1 protein-coding gene is annotated in these 203 nt (G+C 42.9%); it reads left to right on the forward strand.

Annotated elements, in window-relative coordinates:
• Window positions 1-203: ATP-binding protein (locus tag IQR33_RS28075; protein ID WP_193844257.1), on the forward strand; the 203-nt coding region annotated here is incomplete at both ends.

Consider the following 203-nt stretch of genomic DNA (forward strand, 5'->3'; position numbering starts at 1 on the left):
TTTGATGAAAGCGCAAATACCTTAACCATTTCTGATAACGGTATCGGTATGAGCCGTGATGATGTGATTGAGCACTTAGGAACAATCGCAAAATCTGGAACAGCCGAGTTTTTCTCAAAGCTATCTGAAGAGCAGAGCAAAGACTCTCAGCTTATTGGTCAGTTTGGTGTTGGTTTCTACTCGGCATTTATCGTTGCTGACGC

The organism is Vibrio sp. OPT46 (assembly GCF_015163535.1).
Classification (GTDB): domain Bacteria; phylum Pseudomonadota; class Gammaproteobacteria; order Enterobacterales; family Vibrionaceae; genus Vibrio; species Vibrio alginolyticus.